Source organism: Pseudomonas sp. EL_65y_Pfl1_R83 (assembly GCF_963970695.1).
In the GTDB taxonomy this organism is placed as follows: Bacteria; Pseudomonadota; Gammaproteobacteria; order Pseudomonadales; family Pseudomonadaceae; genus Aquipseudomonas; species Aquipseudomonas tritici.
The window spans coordinates 435238-460784 of the sequence record NZ_CAXAQI010000002.1; the positions used below are offsets into that span (position 1 = coordinate 435238).

Below are 25547 nucleotides of genomic sequence, written 5' to 3' on the forward strand. Positions count from 1 at the left end.
CCTCCTATGCAAAATCGCATGATGATCACTGGCGCCGGGTCTGGCCTGGGTCGCGAAATCGCTCTGCGCTGGGCCCGCGAAGGTTGGCAATTGGCCTTGTCTGACGTCAGCGAGCCGGGCTTGCAGGAAACCCTCAAGCGCGTGCGCGAGGCGGGCGGCGACGGTTTTGTGCAACGCTGTGACGTGCGCGATTACAGCCAGCTCACCGCATTTGCCCAGGCTTGCGAGGTGAAACTGGGTGGCATCGATGTGATCGTCAACAATGCAGGCGTGGCTTCGGGTGGGTTCTTCGCCGAACTGTCCCTGGAAGACTGGGACTGGCAAATAGCAATCAACCTGATGGGCGTGGTCAAGGGCTGCAAGGCGTTCCTGCCCCTGCTGGAAAAGAGCAAGGGCCGCATCATCAACATCGCGTCTATGGCGGCATTGATGCAGGGCCCGGCCATGAGCAACTACAACGTGGCCAAGGCCGGCGTGGTGGCGCTGTCGGAAAGTCTGCTGGTGGAGCTAAAGCAGCAGAAAGTCGGCGTGCACGTGGTCTGCCCGTCGTTCTTCCAGACCAACCTGCTCGACTCGTTCCGCGGGCCGACCCCGGCGATGAAGGCCCAAGTGGGCAAACTGCTTGAGAGCTCGCCGATTTCGGCGGCAGACATTGCCGATTACATTTATGAGCGCGTCGCAGCAGGCGAATTCATGATCCTGCCCCATGAGCAAGGGCGGATGGCGTGGGCGTTGAAGCAGAAGAACCCGCAGTTGCTCTATGACGAGATGACGACCATGGCCGACAAGATGCGTGCCAAAGCGCAGGCGGTTAAAGGCTGATCAGGTGGCAGTCTGTCAGGCAAGTTACCTGCGTATGTAGGGAGTGCCTGATTTCACCGCAAGGCATTGATGGCCCCACAGCCAGCGCGCATGGTCGAGGTCCTGTCATTCTAAAAGGACAACCGCCATGCTGGTCTTAAGCCGCGCCGTAGGCGAAGTCATCTCCATTGGCGATGACATCGCCGTACACATCCTCGAGTTGAACGGTAACCAGGTGAAGTTCGGTGTTGCAGCGCCGGCCGGGGTGCATGTTCATCGCGCGGAGGTGTACCAGAAAATCCTCGAACGCCAAGCCGCTGAGCTGAACGCGGCCCCCAACCCTTAGCGCATTTTCAGTCGAATAGATGCTTGGGCACGTCGTGCTTGAGCATCAACTGGCATTGTTCGCTCTCGGGGTCGAACACGATCAGCGCCTGGCCCTTGGTCAGCGCCTGGCGCACGCGCAATACGCGGGTCTCCAGGGGCGTGTCGTCGCCATTGTCGGTGCCGTCACGGGTGACGAAGTCTTCGATGAGGCGGGTCAGGGTGTCGACTTCAAGAGCGTCGTAGGGAATCAGCATACAAGCCTCGGGTGATGGATCCCGGCGATGCTACTGCGCCGGGACCGGAGTTGCCAGTCTCAGGGCTTGTTGCCCACCAGGCTCTCCACCGATGGCACCCGCGTGTCGCTCTCCATTTGTGCATCGTGTTCAATCTGATGACTGAACCGATCCAGTGAACCCTGGGCCGGTTGTGCGTCGCTGGCGAATACGGGCGGGCTGAGAATATACGCGCCCAGCAGGCGGCTCAGCGCCGCGAGGCTATCGATATGGGTGCGTTCGTAGCCGTGAGTCGCGTCGCAGCCAAACGCCAGCAACGCGGTGCGGATATCATGGCCGGCGGTCACGGCCGAGTGTGCATCGCTGAAGTAGTAGCGGAACAGGTCGCGGCGCACCGGCAACTCGTTGTCAGACGCCAGGCGCAGCAAATGCCGCGACAGGTGATAGTCATACGGTCCACCCGAATCCTGCATCGCCACGCTCACCGCATGTTCACTGGAATGCTGGCCGGGGGCGACGGGGGCAATATCGATGCCGACGAACTCACTGACATCCCAGGGCAGGGCGGCCGCTGCGCCGCTGCCGGTCTCCTCGGTAATAGTGAAGAGTGGGTGGCAGTCGATCAGCAACGGCTCGCCGCTGTCGACAATCGCCTTGAGCGCGGCGAGCAGGGCAGCGACGCCAGCCTTGTCGTCAAGGTGTCGGGCGCTGATGTGCCCACTTTCGGTAAATTCGGGCAGCGGGTCGAAGGCCACGTAGTCACCGATGCCGACCCCCAGGGAATCGCAATCGGCGCGGGTCGCGCAGTAGGCGTCCAGGCGCAGCTCCACGTGGTCCCAGCTCACCGGCATTTCGTCCACGGCGGTGTTGAACGCGTGCCCGGAGGCCATCAACGGCAGCACGCTGCCACGGATCACACCGTTATCGGTAAACAGGCTGACGCGGCTGCCTTCGGCAAATCGGCTCGACCAGCAGCCCACCGGCGCCAGGCTCAGGCGGCCGTTGTCCTTGATCGCGCGTACGGCGGCACCGATGGTGTCCAAGTGTGCGGACACCGCACGGTCTGGGCTGTTCTTCTGGCCCTTGAGGGTGGCGCGAATAGTGCCGCGCCGCGTCATTTCAAACGGAATGCCCAGTTCTTCCAGGCGCTCGGCGACGTAGCGCACGATGGTGTCGGTAAACCCTGTGGGGCTGGGGATGGCGAGCATTTCCAGCAGCACTTTTTGCAGGTAAGCGAGATCCGGTTCGGGGATGGTTTGGGGCATAAAGGGGTCCTTTAGTTGCAAGCTATTAGCTGCAAGCTGCAAGCTGCAAGCTGCAAGCTGCAAGTTCGGTGTGGTGTAAGGCTGTTGATTTCGCTTGAAGCTTGAAGCTAAAAGCTTGCCGCTTGCCGCTACCCACTATACGGAAACAACAAATCGACAAATTTTTCAGCAGTGGGTTGCGGCTCATGATTGGCCAGGCCGGCGCGTTCGTTGGCTTCGATAAACACGTACTCGGGTTGATCGGCGGCAGGCACCATCAGGTCCAGGCCCACCATGGGAATATCCAGGGCGCGCGCAGCGCGCACGGCGGCGTCCACCAGCGTGGGGTGCAGGATCGCGGTGACGTCTTCCAGGCAACCCCCCGTGTGCAGGTTGGCGGTGCGGCGCACGGCCAGGGTCTGGCCGCGAGGCAGGATGCTGCTGTAGTCGTAGCCGGCGGCTGTCAAGGTGCGCTCGGTTTCGGCGTCGACCGGGATTTTGCTTTCACCGTCGGTGGCGGCCTGGCGGCGGCGGCTCTGGGCTTCTATCAAGGCGCCGATGGAATGCTGACCGTCGCCAGTCACTTCGGCTGGGCGTCGGATTGCAGCGGCGACAACTTCGAAACCAATCACCAGGATGCGCAGGTCCAGGCCTTCGTGAAAGCTTTCCAACAATACCCGACTGTCAAACTGCCGCGCCGCTTCAATCGCCTGCTGCACGTCTTCGATGCTTTGCAAATCCACCGCTACACCATGGCCTTGCTCGCCATTCAGCGGCTTGACCACGACGCGCAGGTGTTCGTCGAGGAACTCCAGGTTGTCATCGGCGCTGCCCGCGAGTTGTTGCGACGGCACGTTCAGCCCTGCGGCTTTCAGGGTTTTATGCGTCAGGCTTTTATCCTGACACAGCGTCATGCTGACGGCGGTGGTCAGGTCGCTCAGGGATTCACGGCAGCGCACACGGCGGCCGCCATGACTCAAGGTGAACATGCCCGCGTCAGCGTCATCCACCTGCACATCAATACCTCGGCGGTGGGCCTCCTCCACGATGATTCGTGCATAAGGGTTGAACCCCGCCTGCGGGCCGGGGCCGAGAAACAAAGGCTGGTTGATGCCATTCTTACGCTTGATCGCAAAGGTGGTCAGCGCGCGAAAACCGAGCTTGGCGTAAAGGTTCTTGGCTTGGCGATTATCGTGCAGCACCGACAAATCCAGATAGCTCAAGCCACGGCTCATGAAGTGTTCCACCAGATGGCGCACCAGCACCTCACCCACACCGGGGCGCGTGCATTGCGGGTCAACCGCCAGGCACCACAGACTGCAACCGTTTTCCGGGTCGTGAAAGGCTTTTTGGTGATTGAGGCCCATCACGCTGCCGATCACCGCGCCGCTGTCTTCATCCTCTGCCAGCCAATACACCGGGCCACCTTGATGTCGCGGCGTGAGGCGTTCGGTGTCGACAGGCAACATGCCGCGCCCTTGATAGAGCCGGTTCACCGCCAGCCAATCCGCCTCGCTCTGCACGCGGCGAATACGGAAGCCACGAAACACTCGAGTCGCTGGGCGATAGTCGCTGAACCAAAGGCGCAACGTGTCGGATGGATCAAGAAACAACTGCTGGGGATCGATCCCCAGAATTTGCTGGGGGGCCGCCACATACAGGGCGATGTCTCGCTCGCCAGCCTGCTCATTGAGCAACTCCAGGGCGAGGCTGGCAGGGTCCGGAAAGGTATGGCCGATCAACAGCCGACCCCAACCGCAATGCACGGCAATCGGTTCGGCGGCCAAGGGGCTGCCGTCTTCAGCCAGGCGGGCTTGCAGGCGCTCGTAGGTTGGCGCCTGGCCCTTCAGCAAGCGTTGGCTGTAAGCCGCTGCAAGAGGTTTCATCAATCAGATTCCTTGTTCGCTGAGCCACAGGTTCAGCGCCGCCAGTTGCCACAGCTTGGAGCCGCGCAACGGCGTCAGTTGGCCCTGCGGGTCGGTGAGCAGGCGGTCGAGCATGGCCGGGTTGAACAGGCCGCGATCCTGGCTGGGGTCCAGCAGCAGTTCACGGACCCAGTTCAGGGTATCGCCTTGCAAATGCTTGAGGCCCGGCACTGGAAAGTAGCCCTTCTTACGGTCAATGACTTCGCTTGGGATGACACGGCGCGCGGCTTCTTTGAGGACCTGCTTGCCGCCATCAGGCAACTTGAACTTGCCAGGTACACGGGCCGACAGCTCCACCAGGCGGTAGTCCAGGAACGGTGTACGCGCCTCCAGGCCCCAGGCCATGGTCATGTTATCGACGCGTTTGACCGGGTCGTCCACCAGCATCACTGTGCTGTCCAGACGCAGTGCCTTGTCCACGGCGGCATCGGCGCCTGGCATGGCGAAATGCTCGCGTACAAAGTCACCGGCAGCGTCGTTGGCCGTCAGCCATTTCGGCGCGACGGTGGCGGCGTAATCTTCGTAGCTGCGGTCGAAAAACGCATCGCGATACGCCGCATAAGGATCGCTGGCGCCATCCACCTGCGGGTACCAGTGGTAACCGGCGAAGAGCTCGTCGGCGCCCTGGCCGCTCTGCACCACCTTGCAATGCTTGGCCACTTCCCGCGACAGCAGGTAGAAGGCGATGCAGTCATGGCTGACCATTGGCTCGCTCATGGCGCGAAATGCCGCCGGCAGTTGCTCGATGATCTCGCTTTCAGCAATGCGCAATTGGTGGTGACGGGTGCCGTAGTGCTTGGCGATCAGGTCGGAGTACTGGAACTCGTTGCCAGCCTCGCCGCCCGCGTCTTCAAAACCGATGGAGAAGGTCGACAGGTCTTGCACGCCGACTTCGCGCAGCAGGCCGACGAGCATGCTCGAATCGACACCGCCGGACAGCAGCACGCCGACATCCACGGCGGCACGTTGGCGGATGGCCACGGCTTCGCGGGTGCTGTCGAGCACGCGATCAGTCCAGTCTTCCAGGCTGAGGTTTTTCTCGTCCTCATGCGGACCGTAGGGCAGGGTCCACCAGGTTTTCTGCTCGGTCTTGCCGTTGGCTTCGACACGCATCCAGCTCGCCGGTGGCAGTTTTTCAATGCCTGCCAGCAGGGTACGCGGTGCAGGCACCACAGCGTGAAAGTTCAAGTAGTGGTTGAGCGCCACCGGATCAAGGATCGGGTTGATATCGCCGCCCTTGAGCAGCGCAGGCAATGCCGAGGCAAAGCGCAAGCGCTGGCCGGTGCGCGACAGGTACAACGGTTTTACGCCGAGACGGTCACGTGCGATAAACAAACGCTGGGCATCGCGCTCCCAGATGGCGAAGGCAAACATGCCGTTGAGCTTGGGCAGCAGCGCTTCGCCCCAGGCGTGGTAGCCCTTGAGCAGCACTTCGGTGTCGCCGCCGGAATAGAAGGCGTAGCCCAAGGCTTCCAGCTCTTTGCGCAATTCCGGGAAGTTATAGATCGCACCGTTGAAGGCCAGGCTCAGGCCGAGGTGTGAATCGACCATGGGTTGGGCCGAGCCGTCCGACAAGTCCATGATCTTCAGGCGTCTGTGGCCCAGGGCAATCGGCCCTTGGGCATGGAAGCCCCAGGCATCCGGGCCACGTGGGGCCAAGTGATGGGTGATGCGCTCAATGGCCGCCAAGTCGGCAGGTTGGGCATCGAAACGTAATTCTCCAGCTAATCCGCACATAAATTCCTTACCGGTTTTTCCGTTGGGGAGGGGTCAATACTCAATACGCCCTGAGGGCGCGTACCCAGAAACTGACCCAGTGCTATCCGTAGAGTTTTAGACCGATAAGTTATAAGCCAAATAGGCGCACTGGCGTTAACGCCCTCGTTTGCGCTGATTACGGTGTCTTTGTTTTACCTCGAATCAATGCCCGCAAGGCAAATCGGTTGGGGTGGCAAGCTTCGGCCACATTGGCCGGTATGGGCAGCGGTTCGTCACTCAGCCAGGCGGCGATCAGTTCGCCGCACAGTGGCGCCGTGATCAGCCCGCGTGAACCATGGCCGCTATTGATGTACACCCCCGGTAGCCACGGGCACGGCGTATCCGGGACTTGCCGGGCGTCTTTGCCGAGCACGGCATACACGCTTTGAAACACCGTACCATCCGCCAGCGGTCCGACAATCGGCAGGTAATCAGGGCTGGTGCAGCGGAATGCGGCACGCCCCTCCAGCTGTTCCGGGGCCAGTTGTTCTCCGCCCAGGCGCTGCAGCAGGTCTTCGGAAATCTCGCGCAGCATCTCCAGGTTGCCAGCATGTTCGGCAGCGGTGGCCGTGAGGTCGTCGTTGGTGAAGTCGAAGCTGGCGCCAAGCGTGTGTTCACCCAGCCGGGCGGGTGCGACGTAACCTTCGGCGCAGACCACCGTGGTCAGCGCCTCACTGGCCGAGGTTTGCGCCAGGCGGCTGATCTGCCCACGAATCCGCTTGAGCGGCAAGTCGGCGCTGAACGCGAACCGCTTGATTTCAGCAGCGCCCGCCAGCACCACCACCGAGGCGCTCGCCAGTACGCAATCGCCGTTGCGGGCTTGCCACTGGCCATCGACCCGGTGCAGCTCAACGGCCTCGTTGTGTGTGAGGACCTCAATCAACGGATGTGCCGCCTGCCACTGGCACAGCGCCGGCGGGTGCACCCAACCGCCTTCGGGGAAAAACAGGCCGCCCTGGGCCAGGCTGATCCCGGCGCGTTGTTGGGCCTGATCGCGGTCCAGCAGGTGCAGCAGATCCGGGGCGAACGCGTCGGCGAGTTGCACCTGGCGCTGGCTTTCCTTGGCATCAAACGCTAGTTGCAGCACGCCGCAGCCGTCCCAGTCGACACCACGCTGCAAGTGCTCCAACAGCCGTCGGGTGTGGCCGAACCCGCTGAGGATCAGTTGCGACAAGGCCGTGCCATGTGCGGACAGTTTGAGATACAGCACGCCTTGGGGGTTGCCCGACGCTTCCTGCGCCAACGCCGCGTGGCGCTCCAGCAGGCTGACGCGCCAGCCTCGCGCCGCGAGGCTGGCGGCGGTGGCGCAACCGGCCAGGCCGCCGCCGATGACCATGGCATGGCGTTCACCGTCGAGGGCAGGCGGGCGGGCGAACCAGGGTTTGGCTGACGTTGGGCGCGGCGTGTCATGGGGCCAGCCAAGGTACTCGCCGCGCAGGATCTCCCACTTGTGGCCGATGCCTGGCGTGCGCTTCATCTTGAACCCGGCCGCGTTGATCAACCGTCGCACCCAGCCGGTGCTGGTAAAGGTACTGATGGTTGAGCCGGGTGCCGCCAGGCGCGCCAGTTCGGCAAACAGCTCGGCGGTCCACATGTCCGGGTTTTTCGCCGGGGCGAAGCCGTCGAGAAACCACGCGTCGATCTGCGCATCCAGTTGTGGCAATTGTTCCAGGGCATCGCCGATCAACAGGGTCAGGGTCACGCGGCCGTTATCCAGCACCAGCCGCTGGAAGCCTTGATGGACAGCGATGTACTGCGCCAGCAGTTGCTCGGCGAAGGGCTGCAGTTCGGGCCAGAGGGCGAGGGCGCGTTGCAGGTCGGCGTGGCTCAGCGGATACTTTTCCACGCTGAGAAAATGCAGGTGCGCGCCGGCAACCGCGTGCTGTTCGAACAGTTGCCAGGCACACAGGAAATTCAACCCGGTGCCGAAGCCGGTTTCACCAATCACCAGCCGCCCACCCGCCGGGAGGGCCGCGAAGCGTTCCTGCAAACGGTTCTGTTCGAGGAATACATAGCGGGTTTCTTCAAGGCCCGACTTGTCGGAAAAGTACACATCGTCAAACGCCCGCGAGTGCGGGCGACCTTGATCATCCCAGTCGAGCTGGGCGTGGGTGATGGGGGTCATGGACGGCTCATAAAAAAGCAGGCAAAGGCAAGGTGGCCATTCTAGCTGATCAACAAGCTTTGAATTGACCTACGGCAAGCGCGTATGGAATTTCCTCCCGCGCGCTGCTGCCCAATCCGCTAGTCTTGATCCATTTTGAAACGGAGCTGCCCATGTTCGAATCCGCTGAAATCGGCCACGCCATCGACAAAGACACTTACGACGCCGAAGTGCCGGCACTGCGTGAAGCCCTGCTGGAAGCGCAGTACGAGCTGCAACAGCAGAAGCGCTTTCCGGTCATCATCCTGATCAATGGCGTCGAAGGCGCCGGTAAAGGCGAGACCGTCAAACTGCTCAATGAATGGATGGACCCGCGCTTGATCGAAGTGCGCACCTTCGACCAGCAGACCGACGAAGAACTGGCGCGCCCGCCTGCCTGGCGCTACTGGCGTCAACTGCCTGCCAAAGGCCGCATGGGCGTGTTTTTCGGCAATTGGTACAGCCAGATGCTGCAAAGCCGCGTGCATGGGCAGATCAAGGATGCACGTCTGGACCAGGCTATCGCCGGCGCCGAGCGTCTGGAGAAGATGCTCTGCGATGAAGGTGCGCTGATCTTCAAATTCTGGTTCCACCTCTCCAAAAAGCAAATGAAGGCGCGGCTCAAGGCCTTGGCCGATGACCCGCTGCACAGCTGGCGCATTAGCCCGCTGGATTGGCAGCAGTCCGAGACGTACGACAAATTCGTGCATTTCGGCGAACGTGTGCTGCGCCGCACCAGCCGCGACTATGCACCGTGGCATGTCATCGAAGGCGTTGACGCGCATTACCGTGGGCTGACCGTGGGCAAGATCCTGCTCGAAGGCCTGCAAAACGCCTTGAAGCTGTCCAAGGGCAAGGCCAGTGGCATGAACCCGGCGCCGTTACCCTCGGCGGTGGACCAGATGAGCCTGCTTAATAGCCTCGACATGACGCTGCGGCTGGACAAGGACGATTACGAAGAGCAACTGATTACTGAGCAGGCGCGCCTCTCCGGCCTGATGCGAGACAAACGCATGCGCAAGCACGCCCTGGTCACGGTATTTGAAGGCAACGATGCGGCGGGCAAGGGCGGGGCGATCCGTCGTGTCGCCGCCGCACTGGACCCGCGCCAATACCATATCGTGCCGGTTGCCGCGCCCACCGAAGACGAACGCGCCCAGCCGTACTTGTGGCGGTTCTGGCAGAAAATCCCGGCGCGGGGCAAGTTCACCGTGTTTGATCGTTCGTGGTACGGCCGTGTACTCGTTGAGCGCATCGAGGGCTTTTGCACCACGGCGGACTGGATGCGCGCCTATGGCGAGATCAATGACTTCGAAGAGCAACTGCGCGATGCCGGCGTGATCGTGGTGAAGTTCTGGCTGGCCATCGACAAGCAGACCCAGTTGGAGCGTTTCCAGGCTCGGGAGGAAATCCCCTTCAAGCGCTTCAAGATCACCGAGGACGATTGGCGCAATCGCGACAAATGGGACGACTATCGCGCCGCCGTCGGCGATATGGTCGACCGTACCAGCACTGAAGTCTCGCCCTGGACGTTGGTCGAAGCCAATGACAAGCGCTGGGCCCGGGTCAAGGTACTGCGCACGATCAACCGGGCGCTGGAGGAGGCATTTGAACAATCCGACAAGCACGGCAAGAAAGGCAAGAAGAAGTAGGCCTATCCATAGGGTGAATGATCGTCGCGGTTGATGGGAGCTGGATCTATTCTCGATCCATCTCCCAACCACCACAAGATCGAGGTAGCCCATGCGTGAAGTAGTGATCGTCGACAGCGTGCGAACCGGCCTGGCCAAATCCTTTCGCGGCAAGTTCAACCAGACTCGCCCGGATGACATGGCGGCCCATTGCGTCAATGCGCTGCTCAGCCGCAACGGCGTCGACCCGGCGACGGTGGAAGATTGCATCGTTGGCGCCGGTTCCAACGAGGGTGCCCAGGGCTACAACATCGGGCGCAATGTGGCGGTGCTGTCGCAACTGGGCACCGGTACGGCGGGGATGACCCTCAATCGTTTCTGCTCGTCGGGCTTGCAGGCGATAGCGATTGCGGCCAACCAGATTGCTTCGGGTTGCAGCGACATCATCGTCGCCGGTGGTGTCGAGTCCATCAGCCTGACCATGAAAAGCGTCAACACCGACAACCTGATCAACCCCCTGCTCAAAGAGCAGGTGCCGGGTATTTACTTCCCCATGGGCCAGACCGCTGAAATCGTCGCTCGTCGCTACACTGTCAGCCGCGAAGAGCAGGACCTGTACGCCCTGCAAAGCCAGCAGCGTACCGCCCAGGCTCAGGCTGACGGCTTGTTCAACGATGAAATCGTGCCCATGGCCGTCAAGTACAAGGTCGAGGACAAGAACACCGGTGAAGTGCAGGTGCTCGATGGCGTGGTTGATCGTGATGATTGCAACCGTCCGGACACCACTTTGGCCAGCCTGCAAGGGTTGAAGCCGGTATTTGCCGAGGACGGTTCGGTGACGGCGGGTAACTCGTCGCAACTGTCCGACGGGGCTTCGATGACCCTGGTGATGAGCCTGGAAAAAGCCTTCGCGTTGGGCCTCAAGCCCAAAGCCTTTTTCCGTGGGTTTACCGTGGCTGGCTGCGAGCCGGACGAGATGGGCATCGGCCCGGTGTTCTCGGTGCCCAAGCTGCTCAAGGCCAAGGGCTTGCAAGTGGCGGATATCGACCTGTGGGAGCTGAACGAAGCGTTTGCGTCGCAGTGCCTGTATGCGCGTAATCGCCTGGGCATTGATAACGCGAAGTACAACGTCAACGGTGGTTCGATTTCCATCGGGCACCCGTTCGGCATGACCGGATCGCGGCAGGTAGGGCATTTGGTGCGTGAGCTGCAGCGGCGCAATTTGCGCTACGGCATTGTCACGATGTGCGTCGGCGGCGGCATGGGCGCCACCGGCCTGTTCGAAGTCGTCCGCTAAACCCCACTGAAAAAACCGGCTCGAATGTGGGAGCTGGCTTGCCAGATCCCACATTTGAACGGCGTCGTAGCCCAATCCTTTCACTTACCCCTAGAATGCTGCACCACTTCCTCTGGCTCCTGGGGCATTCATGCACATCTCTTCCGGCCGCTGGGTCTATGGTTTTTTACTGACCCTGATGACCGCGCTGCTCTGGGGCATTCTGCCGATCAAACTCAAGCAGGTGTTGCAGGTGATGGACCCTATCACCGTCACCTGGTTTCGCCTGACGGTGGCCGGCGGTTGCCTGTTCGTCTACCTGGCGCTCACCCGGCGCTTGCCCAGCCGCAAGGTGCTGGGCCCCAAGGGTGGCTGGCTGGTGGGGATGGCCGTGTGCGGCCTGGTGGGCAATTACGTGCTGTACTTGGTGGGCTTGAAAATGCTCAGCCCCGGCACTGCACAGTTAGTGGTGCAGATGGGGCCGATCTTCTTGATGGTGGCCAGCGTGTTTGTGTTCAAGGAGCGTTTCAGCCGCGGGCAAGTGCTGGGGTTGTTGGTGCTGATGGTTGGTTTTGGCCTGTTCTTCAACCAACGTCTGTTGGAGCTGTTGACGTCACTTGGCACCTACACCGCCGGGGTGCTGACCGTTCTGCTCGCTACGTCGATCTGGGTGTTCTACGCCCTGGGTCAGAAGCAATTGCTCACAGTGTGGAATTCGCTGCAAGTGATGATGGTGATCTACCTGTCCTGCGCCGTGCTACTCACGCCTTGGGCGCACCCGCTGGAGGCGTTGGGCCTGAGCCCGCTGCAAGGCTGGTTGCTGCTGGCGTGCTGCATGAACACCCTGGTGGCCTACGGCGCCTTTGCTGAAGCGCTCGCGCATTGGGAAGCCTCGCGGGTCAGTGCGACGCTTGCGCTCACACCGTTGGTGACCTTTGTAGCAGTCGCCCTGGCGGCGTGGTTGTGGCCTGAGTATGTGCAGGCCGAAGAAATCAACGCCCTGGGGTATGCCGGGGCGTTGGTGGTGGTGTTGGGCTCGGCGACTGTTGCGCTGGCGCCGTCGTTACTCGCCGGGCTCAAGGCCCGGCGGGTGCGCATGGCTTGCTAGGCGCCGAGCATGTCTTGCGGGCGAACCCACTGATCAAATTCGGCATCCGTCAGATAGCCCAGCTCAAGTGCAGCTTTCCGTAGGGTGAGGCCTTCGGTGTAGGCCTTCTTGGCGATTTCTGCCGACTTGTCGTAGCCGATATGCGGATTAAGCGCAGTCACCAGCATCAGCCCACGCTCCAAGTGCGCGCCCATCTGCTCGGCGTCGGGCTCGAGACCGGCAATGCAATGCGCCTGGAAGTTGTTGCAGCCGTCGGCCAGCAGGCGGATCGACTCCAGCAGGTTGTGGATGATCACCGGCTTGTACACGTTTAACTGCAAGTGCCCTTGGCTCGCGGCCATGCCGATGGTCACGTCATTGCCCAAGACCTGGCAGGCCAGCATCGACAGCGCTTCGCATTGGGTCGGGTTGACCTTGCCCGGCATAATCGAACTGCCCGGTTCGTTGGCCGGCAACTTCACCTCGGCCAACCCGGCGCGCGGGCCGGAGCCCAGCAGGCGCAGGTCGTTGGCGATTTTCATCAAGGCCACGGCCAGGGTTTTCAGTGCGCCGTGCAGGGTTACCAACGGCTCATGGCCGGAGAGGGCGGCGAATTTGTTTGGCGCGGTCACAAACGGCAAGCCCGACAGCGCCGCCAGTTCGGCGGCAATCGCTTCGCCAAAACCATGCGGCGCATTCAGCCCCGTGCCCACGGCAGTGCCGCCCTGGGCCAGCTCGCACACGGCGGGCAGGGCACTGCGCACGGCGCGTTCGGCGTAATCGAGCTGGGCGATAAATGCCGAGAGTTCCTGGCCAAAAGTGATCGGCGTGGCATCCATCATATGGGTGCGCCCGGTCTTCACCAGTTTCATATGCCGTGCGGCCAGTTCGGCCAAACCACCGGAAAGAGTGGCGATCGACGGCAACAATCGCTCATGTATCGCTTGTACCGCTGCGATGCTCATGGCGGTGGGGAAGCAGTCATTGGAGCTCTGGGAACGGTTGACGTGATCGTTGGGGTGCACCGGGCTCTTGCCGCCGCGCTTGTTGCCAGCCAGTTCATTGGCGCGGCCGGCGATCACTTCGTTGGCGTTCATGTTGCTTTGGGTGCCGCTGCCGGTTTGCCAGACCACGAGGGGGAACTGGTCGTCATGCTGGCCGGCCAGTACTTCGTCGGCGGCCTGTTCGATCAGGCGTGCGATGTCGGCAGGCAGGTCGCCATTTCGATCGTTGACCCGTGCCGCGGCCTTTTTGATCAGGGCCAGGGCGTGCAGTACCGCCAGGGGCATGCGTTGCTCGCCAATGGCAAAATTCACCAGCGAACGTTGGGTCTGAGCGCCCCAGTAAGCGTCATCCGGGACTTGGACTTCTCCCAGGCTGTCGGTTTCGATACGGCTCATCGGGCACACTCCTTCGGGTTCGTTTGCGCAGTTTAGGCCCTGATCGACCCACCGGGTTCCATAAAAGGTTGTTCATCGGATTCATTGCCCGCAAATCCAGGCCCGACAAGGGGTGGGGTTGAGCCATGGCGTTTTTTAGGCGCAGAATGAGCGCCCTTGGGGTCCTACCTCGCCTGCTAGAAAAGGAAACTCGATGACTCGTCTTCGTGCCATCTGTACCGCGGTTGCTCTGGTTTGCGCCAGCGGCCAGGTTTTTGCCGATACCGCCAGCCACAACGCCAGTGCCGAAGCCTTCCTTACCCTGGCCCACGCTGACAAGCTGGGTACCCCGGTGTACATGCAAGTGCAGCAAATGTTCGCCCAGCGTTTCGAACAAACCAAGGCGCCTGCCGCCAAGCAGTCCATATTGGACAGCTACCAGGCCAAGGCCAACGCTGCCCTGGACCAGGCTATCGGCTGGCCGAAGCTGAAACCGGACATGGTCAAGCTCTACACCACCAACTTCAGCGAATCCGAACTCAAGGACCTGGTTGCCTTCTACCAGTCTCCACTGGGTAAGAAAGTCCTGGAAAAAATGCCGCAACTGACCCAGCAATCGGCCCAGATGACCCAGGCCAAGCTGGAAAGCGCCGTGCCGGTGGTGAACAAGCTGTTGGAAGACATGACCAACCAACTGGCACCGGCGAAGAAACCTGCCGCCCCTGCCAAGAAGTAAGTGGAGCCGGCAATGACCATGCAACAGCGTATCGAAGAGGCGCTCGCCGAGCTGGGCCAGGACTATTTGAGCGTGCAGGATGAAAGCCATATGCACAGCCGTGGGTTGCAGACCCACTTCAAGGCCGTGCTGGTCAGCCCGCAGTTCGAAGGGCTCAACCGCGTCAAGCGCCACCAGAAGGTCTACGCCACCCTCGGTGACCTGATGGGCGAGTTTCATGCGCTCGCGTTGCATACCTACACGCCTGAAGAATGGGCGAAAATCGACGCAGCTCCGGCCTCGCCGACCTGCGCAGGAGGAGAGTGACGCAGCGGCAAGTTTTTAGCTGCAAGCTGCAAGATTGAAGCTCGCATACCGCATATAGCTCCTTCTTGTTAGAATCCTCAACGCGCCGCATAGTCGGCGCGTTTTTTTGCTTTTGCCTTTACTTGTAGCTTGCAGCTGAAAACTCGCAACTGCCCCTATCCGGTTCACCCTTTACGAGGGTAGCCACCTGGAGAGAACACCCGTGACTCAACCGATTGTCGTGGCGGCACTGTATAAGTTCGTCACCCTCGAAGATTACGTCGCCCTGCGCGAGCCATTGCTACAGGCGATGGTCGACAACGGCATCAAAGGCACCTTGCTGATCGCCGAAGAAGGCATCAACGGCACCGTTTCCGGCAGCCGCGAAGGCATTGATGGCCTGATGGCCTGGCTGAAAAAAGACCCGCGCATGGTCGACATCGACCACAAAGAATCCTACTGCGACGATCAGCCGTTCTACCGCACCAAGGTCAAGCTCAAGAAGGAGATCGTGACCCTGGGCGTCGAAGGCGTCGACCCGAACAAAAAGGTCGGTACTTACGTCGACCCGCAGGACTGGAACGCGCTGATCAGCGATCCGGAAGTGCTGCTGATCGACACCCGTAACGACTACGAAGTGTCCATTGGTACCTTTGAAGGCGCGATCGACCCGAAAACCACCAGTTTTCGTGAATTTCCCGACTACATCAAAGCCAACTTCGACCCCGCCAAGCACAAGAAAGTCGCCATGTTCTGCACCGGCGGCATTCGTTGCGAAAAAGCCTCCAGCTATATGCTCAGCGAAGGCTTCGACGAGGTCTACCACCTCAAGGGCGGCATCCTGAAGTACCTCGAAGAGGTGCCGCAGGCAGAAACCAAATGGCAGGGCGACTGCTTTGTGTTCGACAATCGTGTGACCGTGCGCCACGACTTGAGCGAAGGCGACTACGATCAATGCCATGCCTGCCGCACACCCGTGAGTGTGGAAGACCGTGCATCCGAGCACTACGTGGCTGGCATCAGCTGCCCGCATTGTTGGGATACGCTGCCCGAGAAGACCCGTCGCAGCGCGATTGATCGGCAAAAGCAGATCGAGCTGGCCAAGGCCCGCAACATGCCGCACCCGATTGGCTTCAACTATAAGCAATCACCTTCCGAGGCTTGAGCCATGTCCGCGCGCCTGCTCTATATAATGGACCCGATGTGTTCCTGGTGCTGGGGCTTTGCCCCGGTGGCCGAGGCGTTGGTGAAGCAGGCCCAGTCGGCCGGTGTGGAACTGCACCTGGTGGTGGGCGGCCTGCGCACTGGCAGTGGCGCGGCGTTGGAGCCGACGACCCGCCGCTACATCCTGGAGCACTGGCAGGCCGTCACCGACGCCACCGGCCAGCCGTTCAAACGCGAAGGCGCATTGCCTGACGGTTTTGTGTACGACACGGAGCCCGCGTGCCGCGCTATCGTTACCGCCCGCAGCTTGGCGCCGGATTGCGCGTGGAAACTGCTGGGGCTGATCCAGCGTGCTTTTTATGTCGAGGGCTGCGATGTGACCCTTGCCAGCGTGCTGGTGGAGCTGGCCGAGCAGGCGGGCATTCCGCGTATCGAGTTCGCCGGTGCTTTTGACCGTGCCGAGCAGCATGCTGCCACGGCTGCCGACTTCACTTGGGTGCAGGACTTGGGTATCGCCGGCTTCCCGACGCTGTTGGCCGAGCGTAATGGCCAGTTGGCCCTGCTGACCAACGGTTACCAGCCGTTGTCCGAGCTGTCGCCGTTGTTGGGCCGGTGGCTGGAGCGAGCGACCTGTGCATGATCAGCCAGACAAAGATGCCGGCAAACGTGTGGACCGACTGACCTGGGCGGAAATTCGCCGCCTGGCCCTGCGTCACAAGAAATCCCTGTGGCTCGCCAATGGTGTCGCCGTGCTGGCAACCCTGTGCAGTGTACCGATCCCCTTGCTACTGCCGTTGCTGGTGGACGAAGTGCTGCTGGGTCATGGCGATGCTGCCCTCAAAGTGATGAACCACGCCCTCCCGCTGGGTTGGCAGAAAGCGGCCGGGTATATCGGCCTCATGCTGCTGGTGACCCTGTGTCTGCGCTGCGGTGCCCTGGTGTTCAACGTAGTGCAGGCGCGGCTGTTTGCGCGGCTGGCCAAGGACATCGTGTACCGCATCCGGGTGCGCCTGATCGAGCGGCTCAAGCGTATTTCCCTGGGCGAGTACGAAAGCCTGGGCAGTGGCACGGTCACCACGCACTTGGTCACCGACCTGGATACCCTGGATAGATTTGTCGGCGAAACCCTCAGCCGCTTTCTGGTGGCCATGCTCACGCTGGTAGGCACTTCGGCGATCCTGGTGTGGATGCATTGGCAATTGGCGCTGCTGATCCTGTTGTTCAACCCGCTGGTGATCTACGCCACGGTGCAGTTGGGCAAACGCGTCAAACACTTGAAGAAGCTGGAAAACGACAGTACGTCGCGCTTCACCCAGGCCTTGACCGAGACCCTCGACGCTATCCAGGAAGTGCGCGCCGGCAACCGCCAGGGCTTTTTCCTCGGGCGCCTGGGCCAGCGTGCCCGGGAAGTGCGTGACTTTGCCATTCATTCACAGTGGAAAACCGACGCTTCCAGCCGCGCCAGTGGTTTGCTGTTCCAGTTTGGTATCGATATTTTCCGTGCGGCCGCCATGCTCACCGTGTTGTTTTCCGACCTCTCCATTGGCCAGATGCTCGCGGTGTTCAGTTACTTATGGTTCATGATCGGGCCGGTGGAACAACTGTTGAACTTGCAATATGCCTATTACGCGGCGGGCGGTGCGCTGACGCGGATCAACGAACTGCTGGCACGTGCCGACGAACCGCAGTATGCCGGGGGTGAAGACCCGTTTATCGGGCGTGAGACCGTCGGCATCGAAGTGCGCGGCCTGGACTTCGGCTACGGCGAAGACCTGGTGCTCGACCAGTTGAACCTGGTCATTGCGCCGGGCGAGAAAGTGGCAATCGTCGGCGCCAGCGGCGGCGGTAAAAGTACCTTGGTGCAACTGCTGCTCGGGCTGTATACGCCACAGGCTGGAACTATCCGCTTTGGTGGTGCCACTCAGCAGGAAATCGGGCTGGAGAGCATCCGCGAAAACGTCGCCGTGGTGCTGCAACATCCCGCGCTGTTCAACGATACCGTGCGCGCCAACCTGACCATGGGTCGCGAGCGCAGCGACCAGGCCTGCTGGCAGGCACTGGAAATCGCCCAGTTGGATGCTACCGTCAAGGTATTGCCGATGGGCTTGGACAGTGTGGTGGGGCGCTCCGGAGTGAGGTTTTCCGGCGGGCAGCGTCAACGCCTGGCGATTGCGCGCATGGTGTTGGCCGAGCCGAAAGTGGTGATCCTCGACGAAGCAACTTCCGCCCTGGACGCCGCTACCGAGTACAGCCTGCACCAGGCGCTGGCGCGGTTTCTCAGTGGGCGTACTACACTGATCATCGCCCACCGCCTGTCGGCGGTTAAGCAAGCCGACCGAGTATTAGTGTTCGACGGCGGTCACATTGCTGAGGACGGTGATCATCAGCAATTGATTGCCGATGGCGGCTTGTACGCCAAACTCTACGGGCACTTACAGCAAGTACGTTGATTCAGCCTAAGCTGAGCTATCGGAAGCGGTTTTTCGCGTGCGTATCCAGCAGTGCATGTGCAAGGGACTTCATGAAGCAAAAGCGTACTTTCGGAACGCCAAGGCTGTTGGGCATTGTGTGGCCTTTCATCGCCGTGGTGCTGTTTCAGGCATTGTTGGGCTGTGTCAGTCTTTTCATGCTTTCAGCTGTGCGCGGCTATGTGGCCGGCGAGAGCCTGTGGTCGAAGGGCCAAAAAGACGCCATCTACTACCTCACGCTCTACGCTGACAACCGTGACGAAGCCACGTACCTCAGATACAAGCAGGCCATAGCCGTGCCTCAGGGCGGGCATGAGCTGCGCATCGCCCTCGATCGTCCTACGCCTGATCTTACGGCTGCGCGGCTGGGCATTCTCAAGGGGGGCAACCACCCGGATGACGTATCGAGCCTGATTTGGCTGTACCTCAATTTTCGTCACTTCAGCTACCTGGAAAAAGCCATCGAGTTGTGGACCGTGGGCGATGGCTACCTGGTGCAACTCGATGGCCTGGCCCAGGAGATGCACGGCGCAATCATCCGCGACCAAGTCAGCGCCCACGACGTGCGGCAATGGAAGGCGCATATCATCGCGATCAATGAAGGCGTAACGCCAGCTGCCAAGGCCTTCAGCGATGCGTTGGGCGAAGGCTCGCGGATGATCCTGCGGCTGCTGCTGATTACCAACCTGGCCACGGCCCTTGGCCTGATTGCGCTGGCGCTGTTGCGCACGCATAAGTTGCTGGCCCAGCGCCACGCTTTCGCCAACGCCCTGCAACAGGAGAAGGAGCGAGCGCAGATCACGTTGGAGTCGATTGGCGATGGAGTGATCACCACCGACGTCGACGGTGCCATTACCTATATGAACCCGGCAGCCGAGGCGCTGACGCACTGGCATTCGGCCCAGGCTCAGGGACTGCCGCTGGCAGCACTGTTCAACTTGTTGGATGACGATGCCGAGCCCGACGGGTTTACCCTGATCGAACATATTGTCAAGGGCCAGCTCAGCGGCGGCAGCGAGCATTCAAAGACCATCCAGCGGCTGGATGGCAGCACGGTCTCGGTAACCCTGGTGGGGGCGCCGATCCGCAGCGACGGCAAGGTCACGGGGGCGGTGCTGGTGTTGCATGACATGACCCAAGAGCGCCAATACATCGCCAACCTGTCCTGGCAGGCAACCCATGACGCCCTGACTGGCCTGGCCAACCGCCGCGAATTCGAATTCCGCCTGGAACAGGTGCTGCACCCAGCAGGGCAGCAGGACGGCGGGCGGCATGCATTGATGTTTCTTGACCTGGACCAGTTCAAGCTGGTCAACGACACCTGTGGTCATGCGGCAGGTGATGAACTGTTGCGACATATTTGCGCGTTGCTGCAGTCGGACCTGCGCGAGGGCGACACCCTGGCGCGCCTGGGGGGGGATGAGTTCGGCATTTTGCTGGAAAACTGCCCGGCGGTCGTGGCGGAAAAAATCGCCGAGAGCCTGCGCCATACTGTGCAGAGCCTGCATTTTGTGTGGAAGGGCCGGCCGTTCATGACCACTGTCAGCGTCGGCCTGGTGCACCTTGGGCAAACCCCAACCACCCTGGAAACCTCGCTGCGCGCCGCCGACATGGCGTGCTACATGGCCAAGGAGAAAGGTCGCAACCGTGTGCAGGTGTACCACGCCGATGATTCGGAATTGTCCCTGCGCTTTGGCGAGATGGCCTGGGTGCAGCGCCTGCACATGGCCTTGGAAGAGAATCGGTTTTGCCTCTACGCCCAGGAAATCTCGCCCCTGGGACAGACCGATGCGGGCAATGGGCATATCGAAATCCTGCTGCGCCTGCATGATGAGGCCGGCCGCATCATCTTGCCTGACAGCTTTATCCCTGCGGCCGAGCGTTACGGTCTGATGACGTCCCTGGACCGTTGGGTGGTGGAGAATGTGTTCAAGATCATCGCCCGTTGCCTGCAGGAGCGTCCGAACCGCCCTATGGCCGTGTGTGCGATCAATCTGTCAGGTATAACTATTGGTGATGATGAGTTTCTCGGATTTTTACGTGAGAAATTTCATACTTACAATATTCCGCCCGGCATGATCTGTTTTGAAATTACCGAAACCAGTGCGATCGCTAATCTGGGCAGTGCAATCCGTTTTATTAATGAACTCAAAGCCTTAGGTTGTCAGTTCTCGCTGGATGACTTTTGTGCCGGAATGTCCTCATTCGCTTATCTCAAACATTTACCTGTAGACTTCCTGAAGATCGATGGAAGTTTCGTAAAGGATATGCTGGACGACCCGATTAACCGCGCGATGGTCGAAGTGATCAATCACATCGGCCATGTCATGGGTAAGCGCACAATTGCAGAATTTGTCGAGACACCGCAAATCGAACAGGCACTACTCGACATTGGTGTTGATTACGCTCAGGGCTACCTGATTGAACGACCGCAATTGTTTACCTTTGATAGCTTGCAGTGTCGACCTGTGCGGCCGCAGCCCCTGTTATTCAAGGCGCCTGGCACATTCCGCTGAAACATTCGCTGGTCTGTACAATCACACTTAAAAAGGAGCCTTAAACAGTGATCGACACATTCAACAGAACCGGCCCGCTTATGGAAGCCTCGAGTTATCCCGCCTGGGCACAAAAACTGATCCAGGACTGTAGCGAGAGCAAGCGTCGCGTTGTCGAACACGAACTGTACCAGCGCATGCGCGATAACACGCTCAGCGCCAAGACCATGCGCCACTACCTGATCGGTGGCTGGCCTGTGGTGGAACAGTTTGCCTTGTACATGGCACAGAACCTCACCAAGACCAAATTTGCCCGCCATCCGGGGGAGGACATGGCGCGCCGCTGGCTGATGCGCAATATTCGTGTGGAACTCAACCATGCCGACTATTGGGTGCATTGGGCCCGTGCTCACGGCGTGAGCCTGGAAGACTTGCAGGCCCAGAATGTGCCGCCGGAGCTGCACGCACTGAGCCATTGGTGCTGGCACACTAGCTCTGCCGATTCGCTGATCGTGGCGATTGCCGCGACCAACTACGCAATCGAGGGGGCGACGGGGGAATGGTCTGCGGTGGTGTGTTCTACCGGCGTCTACGCAGCGGCCTTCCCAGAGGAAGAGCGCAAGCGCGCGATGAAGTGGCTGAAGATGCACGCCCAGTACGATGACGCCCACCCGTGGGAGGCGCTGGAAATCATCTGCACCCTGGCCGGCATGAACCCGACCCAGCAATTGCAGGTAGAGCTGCGCCAAGCCGTGTGCAAGAGCTACGACTACATGTATCTCTTCCTGGAAAGTTGCATGCGCCTGGAGAAAGAGAAGGCGCCAGCCTTGGTGCGTGAGCGCCAGGCGCGGGTCGCCAGCGAAGCCTGATGCAGTAGGTAATGTGGCGAGGGAGCAAGCTCCCTCGCCACCGTTATGTCATTCGACTTTAACGGTTAGGGCTTACCCCGCCATCGCCAAGCGGTTGCGGCCTTCGCGCTTGGCCACGTACAACGCGCTGTCAGCTCGTCGCAGCAGGCTTTCGGCAGACTCTGCCGCCAGCAAGGTCGAACAACCGAGGCTCACCGTCAATTCGATCCGCTCTCCATCCACCCGGTAATCCTGGGTCTGTGCCGCTTGGCGCAGGCGTTCGCCGACCATTGCCGCCGCGTTTCGGCCGGTGTTGGACAGCAGGATCAGAAACTCTTCCCCGCCAAATCGAAACACCATGTCCACGTTGCGCAATTGACTCTTTATCGCTGCGGCGACGGCGCGCAACACGGTATCGCCGGCGGTGTGGCCGTGGGTATCGTTGATGACCTTGAAGTGGTCGATGTCGAGCATCAGCAAGGACAGCGGGTTCAGGTGCCGGCGCGCCATGTCGATTTCCCGTTGCAAATTCTGGTCCATGGCAATGCGGTTGCCGGTGTCGGTCAACGGGTCGCGCAGGGCGCTGCGGGTGGCGGCACGGTAGAGCAGAGCGTTGCGCATCGGGTAGAGCAGGGTGGCCAGCAGGGATTCGAGCTGGCCCAGTTCTTCTTCCACCAGGCGCTGGTTGCGGCGAAAGATTAATTCACCGAGGTGCTCGCCTTCATGGCTCAGGCTATAGCTTACCGTATGGTGACCGCGATGGCCGAACTCCAGGCGCAGGTCGCTGGCTTGATGGCGGTATTGCAGGGCGTCCAGAGGCACCAGGCGTTGGATCTCTCGGAAGAAAACACCGAGGATGCGCTCCGGCTCCAGGCTGGTTTGCAGTTGCAGGCCCAGTTGCTGGCGAAGTTGGCTGATAGTGGTGGGACGGTGTGGGACGAGGGATGGCTGACCAAACCCCAGGCGCTGCAATTTGGCACTGTCGAAGTCAATTGCGTTGGTCTGGGTAGGTGTTTTCATGAGCAATCGGCCTCTAAGCTCTTAGCTGTCTTACAGGCTCGATGAGAGTGGCGAGTGCCAAGCGTCTAACTGTTCCTTCAGTTCCGTAAAACATTGGTTACAGTTTAGACCGCTTTTTACTGGGTTATAACCCCAGGGAACCACCGCACGTCTTGTCATCGCTTAACCTGCTTGGAGAGGTTAGAGCGATATTCGTGCCAAATGGTTTAACATTATTAAATGTTCTTATAAAACAACGACTATTCCTATCGGTAGAAACAGTCGTTGAATAATCACGCCGGTTATTTGGCTGATGGGTACCCGTTTTAAAGGTGTTGGCCAACCAAGGTGGTTTGGTCAATCTGGTCAATCGACGTCACGCCCGTGAGGGTCATGGCCACGCGCATTTCCTTGGCGAAGATGTCCAGCAGGTTTTCCACGCCGTGCTGGCCATCGGCGGCCAGCGCGTAGGCACTGGCGCGACCCAGCAGGCAGGCTTTGGCACCCAGGGCGAGCATGCGCACCACGTCCAGCCCGGAACGGATGCCGGAGTCGACCAGCACCGTAAGGTCGTCGCCCACCGCATCGGCAATCGGTGGCAAGGCTTTAGCGGTGGACAGCACGCCATCCAATTGACGACCACCATGGTTGGAAACCACGATGCCATCGGCGCCGAAACTCACCGCGTCCTTGGCATCCTGTGGGTCGAGGATGCCCTTGATGATCATCGGGCCCTTCCAGAATTCGCGGATCCACTCCAGGTCTTTCCAACTGATCGACGGGTCGAAGTTGTTGGCCAGCCAGCCGATGTAATCTTCCAAGTGGGTGGGTTTGCCTAGGTACTTGGAGATATTGCCAAGGTCGTGCGGGCGGCCCATCAACCCCACATCAAAGGCCCATTGCGGCTTGGTGACAGCTTGCAACATGCGTCGCTGTGCTGCGAAGGGCCCGGACATGCCCGAGTGGGCATCGCGGTAGCGCGCGCCGGGCGTGGGCATATCCACAGTGAATACCAGCGTCGTGACGCCGGCCGCCTGCGCTCGTTCCAGTGCGTTGCGCATGAAGCCACGGTCCTTGAGCACATACAGTTGGAACCAGATCGCCTGCGCACTTTGCGACGCCACCTCTTCAATTGGGCACACCGATACCGTCGACAGGCAGAACGGGATGCCTTTGTTCTCCGCTGCCTTGGCGGCCTGCACTTCGCCGCGTCGCGCATACATGCCGGTCAGGCCCACCGGGCTGAGGATCACCGGCATGTCCAGTGTCTGGCCGAACACCGTGGTCTTCAGGCTCAGGTTATCCACATTGCGCAGGACGCGCTGGCGCAGGCTGATCTCGGCCAGGTCCGAACTGTTCGCGCGCATCGTGTGTTCGGCGTAGGCGCCGCCGTCAATGTAGTCGAACAGGAAGCGCGGCAGCTTGCGCTTGGCGGCTGCGCGGTAGTCGGAGGCGGACGAGATGATCATGAACAGTGTCTCCACAAGCCAGGGCGGATCAGGATAGGCAAATATCTGGCATGATAAAAACAACTTTTATCACTGCTGGCCAGTCGCCAAAGGAATACCGATGAACCTGAGAACACTGCGTACCTTTGTCGAAGTGGTGCGCCAAGGTGGCTTCTCCCAGGCTGCCGAGGTGGTGTCCCTGACCCAATCCACCGTGAGCAAGGCGGTCAAGACCCTCGAAGACGAGCTGGGCACGCCGTTGCTCAACCGTCTCGGCCACCGCAACGAACTCACCGCCGCCGGCGACATTGCCTACCGCCGCGCCTTGGTGCTGCTCGCCGAGCACAACGACCTGGTGGCCGAGATCAACGACCTGCGCGGCCTCAAGCGTGGCGTGCTACGCATCGGCTTGCCGCCTGTGGGCTGCGGCGTGTTGTTCGCGACGATGTTTGCCACCTACCGCAGTCGCTATCCGGACATCGACATCGAACTCACCGAATACGGCAGCAAAAAACTGCGAGAGTGCCTGGAAGCGGGGGAGGTCGACCTGGCGGCGCTGCTGCTGCCGGTGGATGAAGGCTTCGATTGCCAACCCGTGCGCAATGAACCACTGATCGCGGTGTTGCCCATCAGCCACCCATTGGCCCTGCGCAAACGCATCGACTTCACCGACTTGGCGGATTCACCCTTCATCCTGTTTGAAGCCGGCTTCGCCCTTAACGCCAAAATTCTCGCCGCGTGCGAACGCAAAGGCGTCACCCCCAAGGTGACGGCGCGCAGCGGCCAGATCGACTTCATCGTCGACCTGGTCGCCGCCGGTTTGGGCGTGGCTTTCCTGCCGCGCATGCTGGCGCACAAACATCAACACGCGGGCATCGCCCTGATCCCCTTGGACGAACCCCACACCGACTGGCACATCGCCTTGGCCTGGCGAGCCAGCGCTCACTTACCACCCGCCGCCCTGGCCTGGCTGGAGATGGCCAGCGAGCACGCAGACTCAACCGGCCATCCGTTTTAATCTCAGCGAGTGCCATAGAAAGCTTGACTTCTCCTTTTCAATCAGTAACATACGGCGCATTCCGCGATAGCTCAGTTGGTAGAGCAAATGACTGTTAATCATTGGGTCCCTGGTTCGAGTCCAGGTCGTGGAGCCAGATAGAGAAAGCCTGCAGAGATGCAGGCTTTTTTTTGCCTTGGATTTCTCCGGGGTGATCAAAGCGCACAGCGTGACCAGCATGAAGCCGTCTCTAATCCTACGATTCAGAGGGAAGCCCCATGAAAGTCGCTGCAGTCGTTTCAA

The 25547-nt window shown here is 60.6% G+C and carries 21 protein-coding genes and 1 tRNA gene; 14 read left to right on the forward strand and 8 right to left on the reverse strand.

What is annotated here, in order from left to right; translation table 11 throughout:
• Positions 1–6 precede the first annotated feature (6 nt).
• Positions 7–822, forward strand: coding sequence for an SDR family oxidoreductase (locus AACY08_RS04215; RefSeq protein WP_339468260.1), 816 nt, complete (start codon positions 7–9; stop codon positions 820–822).
• Positions 823–949: 127 nt separating this feature from the next.
• A complete protein-coding gene (gene csrA, locus AACY08_RS04220; protein WP_339468261.1) occupies positions 950–1147 on the forward strand; it encodes a carbon storage regulator CsrA in 198 nt (65 codons plus the stop codon).
• Between the two features lie 7 nt (positions 1148–1154).
• On the opposite strand, the gene AACY08_RS04225 is transcribed toward csrA, so the two are convergent.
• The 5 genes from AACY08_RS04225 to mnmC form a co-directional block, all read right to left on the reverse strand.
• Positions 1155–1382: a YheU family protein gene (locus AACY08_RS04225; protein ID WP_003192759.1), complete on the reverse strand. Its 228-nt coding sequence runs from the start codon at positions 1380–1382 to the stop codon at positions 1155–1157.
• Positions 1383–1441: 59 nt separating this feature from the next.
• Positions 1442–2626 carry an osmoprotectant NAGGN system M42 family peptidase gene (locus AACY08_RS04230; RefSeq protein ID WP_339416483.1) on the reverse strand — a complete coding sequence of 395 codons (1185 nt, stop codon included), beginning with the start codon at positions 2624–2626 and terminating at the stop codon, positions 1442–1444.
• Positions 2627–2754: 128 nt separating this feature from the next.
• Positions 2755–4491 (reverse strand): N-acetylglutaminylglutamine synthetase, encoded by a 1737-nt coding sequence (gene ngg, locus AACY08_RS04235; protein ID WP_339468262.1) that lies wholly within the window; start codon positions 4489–4491, stop codon positions 2755–2757.
• Positions 4492–4494: 3 nt separating this feature from the next.
• Complete coding sequence (locus AACY08_RS04240; protein ID WP_339416481.1) at positions 4495–6267, reverse strand: N-acetylglutaminylglutamine amidotransferase; 1773 nt, start codon at positions 6265–6267, stop codon at positions 4495–4497.
• 157 nt (positions 6268–6424) lie between these two features.
• Complete coding sequence (mnmC, locus tag AACY08_RS04245; RefSeq protein WP_339468263.1) at positions 6425–8413, reverse strand: bifunctional tRNA (5-methylaminomethyl-2-thiouridine)(34)-methyltransferase MnmD/FAD-dependent 5-carboxymethylaminomethyl-2-thiouridine(34) oxidoreductase MnmC; 1989 nt, start codon at positions 8411–8413, stop codon at positions 6425–6427.
• A 152-nt stretch (positions 8414–8565) separates the two neighbouring features.
• Between mnmC and pap the strand changes: the two genes are divergently transcribed.
• From pap to AACY08_RS04260, 3 genes are all read left to right on the forward strand, one after another.
• Positions 8566–10083: a polyphosphate:AMP phosphotransferase gene (gene pap, locus AACY08_RS04250; protein ID WP_339468265.1), complete on the forward strand. Its 1518-nt coding sequence runs from the start codon at positions 8566–8568 to the stop codon at positions 10081–10083.
• A 91-nt stretch (positions 10084–10174) separates the two neighbouring features.
• On the forward strand, positions 10175–11359 hold the full coding sequence (locus tag AACY08_RS04255) for a thiolase family protein (RefSeq protein ID WP_339468266.1): 1185 nt from the start codon (positions 10175–10177) through the stop codon (positions 11357–11359).
• A gap of 130 nt (positions 11360–11489) precedes the next feature.
• Positions 11490–12446, forward strand: a complete 957-nt coding sequence (locus AACY08_RS04260) for a DMT family transporter (RefSeq protein WP_339468267.1) — start codon at positions 11490–11492, stop codon at positions 12444–12446.
• Here AACY08_RS04260 and AACY08_RS04265 read toward each other — a convergent pair.
• Positions 12443–13825: a class II fumarate hydratase gene (locus AACY08_RS04265; protein WP_339468269.1), complete on the reverse strand. Its 1383-nt coding sequence runs from the start codon at positions 13823–13825 to the stop codon at positions 12443–12445. The genes AACY08_RS04260 and AACY08_RS04265 overlap by 4 nt on opposite strands.
• 193 nt (positions 13826–14018) lie before the next feature.
• On the opposite strand from AACY08_RS04265, the gene AACY08_RS04270 reads away from it, so the two are divergent.
• The 7 genes from AACY08_RS04270 to AACY08_RS04300 all read left to right on the forward strand — a co-directional run bounded on the left by AACY08_RS04270 (position 14019) and on the right by AACY08_RS04300 (position 21821).
• The gene (locus AACY08_RS04270) at positions 14019–14540 is read left to right on the forward strand and encodes a DUF2059 domain-containing protein (protein ID WP_339416474.1); all 522 of its coding nucleotides are present in this window, start codon (positions 14019–14021) and stop codon (positions 14538–14540) included.
• Positions 14541–14552: 12 nt separating this feature from the next.
• The gene (locus AACY08_RS04275; RefSeq protein WP_339468271.1) at positions 14553–14846 is read left to right on the forward strand and encodes a BolA family protein; all 294 of its coding nucleotides are present in this window, start codon (positions 14553–14555) and stop codon (positions 14844–14846) included.
• 202 nt (positions 14847–15048) lie between these two features.
• Positions 15049–15990, forward strand: coding sequence for an oxygen-dependent tRNA uridine(34) hydroxylase TrhO (gene trhO / locus AACY08_RS04280; RefSeq protein ID WP_339468273.1), 942 nt, complete (start codon positions 15049–15051; stop codon positions 15988–15990).
• A 36-nt stretch (positions 15991–16026) separates the two neighbouring features.
• Positions 16027–16629 carry a DsbA family protein gene (locus tag AACY08_RS04285; protein ID WP_339468297.1) on the forward strand — a complete coding sequence of 201 codons (603 nt, stop codon included), beginning with the start codon at positions 16027–16029 and terminating at the stop codon, positions 16627–16629.
• A complete protein-coding gene (locus tag AACY08_RS04290; RefSeq protein ID WP_339468275.1) occupies positions 16622–18439 on the forward strand; it encodes an ABC transporter ATP-binding protein in 1818 nt (605 codons plus the stop codon). The genes AACY08_RS04285 and AACY08_RS04290 overlap by 8 nt, the downstream gene beginning before the upstream one ends.
• A gap of 71 nt (positions 18440–18510) precedes the next feature.
• The gene (locus AACY08_RS04295; RefSeq protein WP_339468276.1) at positions 18511–20973 is read left to right on the forward strand and encodes an EAL domain-containing protein; all 2463 of its coding nucleotides are present in this window, start codon (positions 18511–18513) and stop codon (positions 20971–20973) included.
• Positions 20974–21053: 80 nt separating this feature from the next.
• A complete protein-coding gene (locus AACY08_RS04300; RefSeq protein WP_445261414.1) occupies positions 21054–21821 on the forward strand; it encodes a TenA family transcriptional regulator in 768 nt (255 codons plus the stop codon).
• Positions 21822–21893: 72 nt separating this feature from the next.
• Here the strand turns inward: AACY08_RS04300 and AACY08_RS04305 are convergent, their stop codons facing one another.
• Together AACY08_RS04305 and lldD are read right to left on the reverse strand one after the other, a co-directional pair.
• Positions 21894–22820 carry a GGDEF domain-containing protein gene (locus AACY08_RS04305; RefSeq protein ID WP_339468279.1) on the reverse strand — a complete coding sequence of 309 codons (927 nt, stop codon included), beginning with the start codon at positions 22818–22820 and terminating at the stop codon, positions 21894–21896.
• A 305-nt stretch (positions 22821–23125) separates the two neighbouring features.
• Positions 23126–24268, reverse strand: coding sequence for an FMN-dependent L-lactate dehydrogenase LldD (lldD, locus tag AACY08_RS04310; protein ID WP_339468280.1), 1143 nt, complete (start codon positions 24266–24268; stop codon positions 23126–23128).
• A gap of 100 nt (positions 24269–24368) precedes the next feature.
• Between lldD and AACY08_RS04315 the strand changes: the two genes are divergently transcribed.
• Both AACY08_RS04315 and AACY08_RS04320 read left to right on the forward strand, forming a co-directional pair.
• Complete coding sequence (locus AACY08_RS04315; protein ID WP_339468281.1) at positions 24369–25265, forward strand: LysR family transcriptional regulator; 897 nt, start codon at positions 24369–24371, stop codon at positions 25263–25265.
• Positions 25266–25325: 60 nt separating this feature from the next.
• Positions 25326–25401: transfer RNA gene (locus tag AACY08_RS04320), tRNA-Asn, on the forward strand.
• Positions 25402–25547: the final 146 nt, after the last annotated feature.

Coding starts and splice junctions, on each gene's coding strand:
- AACY08_RS04305 (WP_339468279.1), bottom strand. CDS start 22,820: ATGAAAACACCTACCCAGACCAACGCAATTGACTTCGACAGTGCCAAA.
- ngg (WP_339468262.1), bottom strand. CDS start 4,491: ATGAAACCTCTTGCAGCGGCTTACAGCCAACGCTTGCTGAAGGGCCAG.
- pap (WP_339468265.1), top strand. CDS start 8,566: ATGTTCGAATCCGCTGAAATCGGCCACGCCATCGACAAAGACACTTAC.
- lldD (WP_339468280.1), bottom strand. CDS start 24,268: ATGATCATCTCGTCCGCCTCCGACTACCGCGCAGCCGCCAAGCGCAAG.
- AACY08_RS04285 (WP_339468297.1), top strand. CDS start 16,027: ATGTGTTCCTGGTGCTGGGGCTTTGCCCCGGTGGCCGAGGCGTTGGTG.
- AACY08_RS04300 (WP_445261414.1), top strand. CDS start 21,054: ATGGAAGCCTCGAGTTATCCCGCCTGGGCACAAAAACTGATCCAGGAC.
- csrA (WP_339468261.1), top strand. CDS start 950: ATGCTGGTCTTAAGCCGCGCCGTAGGCGAAGTCATCTCCATTGGCGAT.
- AACY08_RS04230 (WP_339416483.1), bottom strand. CDS start 2,626: ATGCCCCAAACCATCCCCGAACCGGATCTCGCTTACCTGCAAAAAGTG.
- AACY08_RS04275 (WP_339468271.1), top strand. CDS start 14,553: ATGACCATGCAACAGCGTATCGAAGAGGCGCTCGCCGAGCTGGGCCAG.
- mnmC (WP_339468263.1), bottom strand. CDS start 8,413: ATGACCCCCATCACCCACGCCCAGCTCGACTGGGATGATCAAGGTCGC.
- AACY08_RS04215 (WP_339468260.1), top strand. CDS start 7: ATGCAAAATCGCATGATGATCACTGGCGCCGGGTCTGGCCTGGGTCGC.
- AACY08_RS04270 (WP_339416474.1), top strand. CDS start 14,019: ATGACTCGTCTTCGTGCCATCTGTACCGCGGTTGCTCTGGTTTGCGCC.
- AACY08_RS04255 (WP_339468266.1), top strand. CDS start 10,175: ATGCGTGAAGTAGTGATCGTCGACAGCGTGCGAACCGGCCTGGCCAAA.
- AACY08_RS04265 (WP_339468269.1), bottom strand. CDS start 13,825: ATGAGCCGTATCGAAACCGACAGCCTGGGAGAAGTCCAAGTCCCGGAT.
- AACY08_RS04315 (WP_339468281.1), top strand. CDS start 24,369: ATGAACCTGAGAACACTGCGTACCTTTGTCGAAGTGGTGCGCCAAGGT.
- AACY08_RS04260 (WP_339468267.1), top strand. CDS start 11,490: ATGCACATCTCTTCCGGCCGCTGGGTCTATGGTTTTTTACTGACCCTG.
- AACY08_RS04240 (WP_339416481.1), bottom strand. CDS start 6,267: ATGTGCGGATTAGCTGGAGAATTACGTTTCGATGCCCAACCTGCCGAC.
- AACY08_RS04295 (WP_339468276.1), top strand. CDS start 18,511: ATGAAGCAAAAGCGTACTTTCGGAACGCCAAGGCTGTTGGGCATTGTG.
- AACY08_RS04225 (WP_003192759.1), bottom strand. CDS start 1,382: ATGCTGATTCCCTACGACGCTCTTGAAGTCGACACCCTGACCCGCCTC.